1 protein-coding gene is annotated in these 235 nt (G+C 71.1%); it reads right to left on the bottom strand.

The window, feature by feature from the left end:
• The coding region (locus ICC28_RS40210) for a transposase (RefSeq protein WP_188293818.1) at positions 1 to 235 on the bottom strand (235 nt) is incomplete at both ends.

Here is a 235-nt window from a genome sequence, read left to right as displayed (position 1 = left end):
GCCTGCGGGGCCTGCCGAGCCCCAGCCTCGGCACTCGGATGGCTTCCAGGACCGGCTCGAACTGCGGGGAGTCGCCCCGCTGCCCGGCCGTGATCACTATCGACAAGGGCTTCTGCCCCTGCTCGACCGCGAGGTGGATCTTGCTGGTCAGTCCGCCGCGGGAGCGTCCGAGGCCGTGGTCGGCCGGCTCGACGAAGATCCCGCCGGGCGGCTCCTTCTGGAGGTCCCCTTTTTC

Source organism: Streptomyces sp. TRM68416 (assembly GCF_014596915.1).
Taxonomy (GTDB): Bacteria; Actinomycetota; Actinomycetes; order Streptomycetales; family Streptomycetaceae; genus Streptomyces.
Note: the sequence above shows the minus strand (reverse complement) of the source record. Positions and strands in the feature narration are given on the sequence as shown.